This window comes from Robiginitalea sp., from assembly GCF_049588695.1.
In the GTDB taxonomy this organism is placed as follows: domain Bacteria; phylum Bacteroidota; class Bacteroidia; order Flavobacteriales; family Flavobacteriaceae; genus Robiginitalea.
In genome coordinates, this window is the sequence record NZ_JBAVZJ010000491.1 from 1 (window position 1) to 3,358 (window position 3,358).

General features: G+C 48.3%; 6 protein-coding genes. All 6 read left to right on the forward strand.

Annotated features, from left to right (window positions below):
- The coding region (locus tag WBV75_RS11465; RefSeq protein WP_424120733.1) for an FMN-binding protein at positions 1-684 on the forward strand (684 nt) is incomplete at its 5' end.
- The gene (rsxE, locus tag WBV75_RS11470; RefSeq protein ID WP_424120734.1) at positions 677-1,309 is read left to right on the forward strand and encodes an electron transport complex subunit RsxE; all 633 of its coding nucleotides are present in this window, start codon (positions 677-679) and stop codon (positions 1,307-1,309) included. The genes WBV75_RS11465 and rsxE, both read left to right, overlap by 8 nt.
- Positions 1,306-1,890: an electron transport complex protein RnfA gene (locus WBV75_RS11475; RefSeq protein ID WP_424120735.1), complete on the forward strand. Its 585-nt coding sequence runs from the start codon at positions 1,306-1,308 to the stop codon at positions 1,888-1,890. Before rsxE ends, WBV75_RS11475 begins: the two co-directional genes overlap by 4 nt.
- Before the next feature lie 10 nt (positions 1,891-1,900).
- A complete protein-coding gene (locus WBV75_RS11480) occupies positions 1,901-2,125 on the forward strand; it encodes a hypothetical protein (protein WP_424120736.1) in 225 nt (74 codons plus the stop codon).
- Between the two features lie 42 nt (positions 2,126-2,167).
- Positions 2,168-3,025 carry a hypothetical protein gene (locus tag WBV75_RS11485; protein WP_424120737.1) on the forward strand — a complete coding sequence of 286 codons (858 nt, stop codon included), beginning with the start codon at positions 2,168-2,170 and terminating at the stop codon, positions 3,023-3,025.
- A gap of 53 nt (positions 3,026-3,078) precedes the next feature.
- The coding region (locus WBV75_RS11490) for an RnfABCDGE type electron transport complex subunit B (RefSeq protein ID WP_424120738.1) at positions 3,079-3,358 on the forward strand (280 nt) is incomplete at its 3' end.

Sequence of the window (3,358 nt, forward strand, 5' to 3'; positions counted from 1 at the left end):
GGTGCCAGCAGCACAAAGATGCTGCGGGCCATGCTGGGTATTGGAATCCTCAGTGCTTTTCTCATTGTTTCCGCTTTTGAATTAACACGCCCACGCTTGGAAAGACTAAAGGCTGAGGCTTTGGAGAAGGCCGTATTCAATGTACTCCCGGGAACTGAGAGCACCCGTGCTTTTGGTATAAACACCCAGGGAGAATTGGTTGATAAGGCAACAGGTGAAAACACGGAGTACACGTGCTATGCCGGTTACGACCAAAACGAAAACCTCGTAGGGTATGCCGTAGAGGCCGCAGGCCAGGGATATGCCGATATTATCAGGATACTCTACGGGTATGACCCGAAGGAACAAATCGTGATTGGCTTTCAGGTTTTGGAAAGCAAAGAAACCCCGGGTCTGGGCGACAAAATTGAAAAAGACAAACGGTTTCTAGACAATTTTAGGGCCCTGGATGTTGGCTTAACCCCAGGGGGACAACTTAGGAATAAGGTGATAACTGTAAAGCAGGGAGAGAAACAAAACCCCTGGGAGATTGACGGGATCACCGGGGCCACCATCTCGTCCCGGGCCATTGGAAACATCATTGGGGCGAGTACCACAGAGGTTGTTCCGATGCTCCACACCCAATCCCCACCGATGGAAAAGATCGAGGAATCACAGGAAAAACCAGTAGACAGCAATGAGTAAGGATACGACGGCATCCGGACCTGGGGCAACCACAACCGATGAATTCATCAAGGGATTGTGGCGCGAAAACCCTGTATTTGTGCAGGTACTGGGTATGTGCCCTGTTTTGGCTGTCTCCAATACAGCGGAGAATGCCCTTGCCATGGGCCTGGCCACGGCTTTTGTCTTGTTGATGTCCAATATCCTGGTGTCCTTACTGCGGGATTTTATCCCCAAGCAGGTGCGTATCGCCTCCTACATTCTTATCATCGCCACCTTCGTCACCGTGACGGATTATGCCATACAGGCCATCAGCGTTGAGCTCTATAAAAGTTTGGGGGCATTCATTTCACTGATTGTGGTGAACTGCCTGATTTTAAGCCGGGCGGAAGCCTTTGCTTCTAAAAATACGGTGGGGAAATCCATTCTCGATGCCCTGGGTATGGGTATAGGATTTACGTTTGCCTTATTTTGTTTGGGGGCCGTCCGGGAAATACTCGGGAATGGCACCCTATTCGACTGGGCCCTTTTTCCTGAGGGCTTTCAGAATTGGATTGTCATGATCTTACCCGCAGGAGGATTTTTTACCCTCGCAGCGTGGCTGCTTATCATTAACGTCATACAAACCCGAAAAATCAAGTCATGAACACAGAGTCCCTGGGTACTATTTTTCTGAATGCGGCCCTGGTCAACAACTTTGTTTTGGCCTACTTCCTGGGGATTTGTCCCTTTCTGGGGGTGTCGGGAGCTGTAAAAACAGCCTCTAAAATGGGGGTGGCCGTAATGTTTGTCATGGTGATCAGTTCTATGTGTGCCTTTGGGATCCACGCCTTTTTGGCTGCCATCAATGCACCCTATCTCCAGCTGATCAGTTACATTGTCGTGATCGCTTCCACGGTGCAGTTGGTTGAAATGTTTATCAAGAAAATGAGCCCTTCCCTGTTTCGGTCCCTGGGTATTTTTCTTCCGCTGATTACGACAAATTGTGCCATACTCGGGGTGGCGCTATTTCAAACCAATAAAGGATACGGATTCCTCGAAAGTATCGTCTATGCCCTGGGAGCCGGGGCGGGCTTTACATTGGCTTTACTATTGATCGCAGGACTCCGGGAACAATTAAATTTTGCAGATGTACCCCAGATTTCCAAAGGGACTGCGCTAACCTTGTTTATCGCAGGCATCCTCTCGCTTTGCTTTATGGGCTTTGCAGGTCTGGGGGCACAATAAAAAAACAGTTATGATACAATCGCTTCTTATCGGAATTGGTCTTACAGTCGTTTTGGTGGTCGTATGGACCCTGATACAGGCCCAGTGGAAAAATACGTTTAGGGAGGAGTATTTGCAGGAAGATGTACTGGCCGGTAGAAGAAGCTGTTCGAATTGCGGCTGCACTACCCAGTGCGAGCTTAAACAGGAAGAGGGAAGCCCGGGGAATAATACCTGGGAAGGTAAAAAGAATTAGACATCGATAAGGAAACATTTAACCATAAGAACAAAATAGGCCATGGCAAATTTATCAGATTTTGATATCGACAGAAGGTATAAGGCAGTTGTCAAAAATACAACCCGGCTAACGCCTGCAGATACCGAAGAAGTCCGCGAGATTGTAGTGGAAGTGAAAAATCCGGATTTTGAATGCGAGGTGGACCAGAGCTTTGGTGTACTCGTGGATTCCCCGGGCGATTTCGGAAACACCCTGCATCACAGACTCTATAGTGTGGCGGATTTACCCAAACGAATCAAAGGCAACCCACAGCTGACCATGTTGGTGAAACGCTGTTCTTACGTGGATGAATTTAATGGGGAAAAATATGACGGGATTGCTTCGAATTATTTGTGCAATCGCAAAAAAGGGGATGAAATTACCGTAACCGGCCCCTTTCAATTGCCCTTTAAGGTTCCTCAGGACAAAACGGCCAATCTAATCCTTATAGGAATGGGGACGGGTATTGCCCCTTTCAGGTCCTTTATCAAACATATTTACAAAGATGTCAAAGATTGGGAGGGGAAAATACGCCTGTTTTATGGGGCGCGCAGCGGTTTGGAATTACTATATCTCAATGATAAAGATGGCGACCTTACCAATTATTACGACGAGGCGACCTTTGAAGCCTTTCACGCCCTGAGCCCCAGGCCGCACTGGGCCGATCCCATTGCATTAGATAAGGCCCTTGAAGCGCAAAAGACTGAACTCATCGAGTTGCTCCGGATGTCCAATACGTATGTCTATGTGGCGGGGTACCAAGCCATCCTCAAAATGCTCGATAAGGCCTTTTCAAATATCCTGGGCTCCGAAGAAGCGTGGCGGCTTCGCAAAGCCGAATTGATCGCCGGAAAAAAATGGGCTGAAATTATTTACTAGCCCGAATGGGAAAGAAATGGTGATAATGTCTTTGAACCAATACACGAAATAGTATGTCTGTCCTGGGAGCCATAGCCGCACTTGGAGGTCTGACCTTACTTCTTGCGATAATCCTGATTATTGCGAATAAGAAGCTCTATGTCTATGAGGATCCCCGCATTGATACCGTAGAAGACATGTTGCCCCATGCGAATTGCGGGGCCTGCGGATATCCCGGTTGTCGCCCCTTTGCCGAGGCTTTAGTCCTTCAAAAGGCCTTACCGGGAAAATGTTCCGTCAGTTCAGATGAAGGCCGTCAGGCCATAGCCGAATATTTAGGCGTTGCCCTGGGTG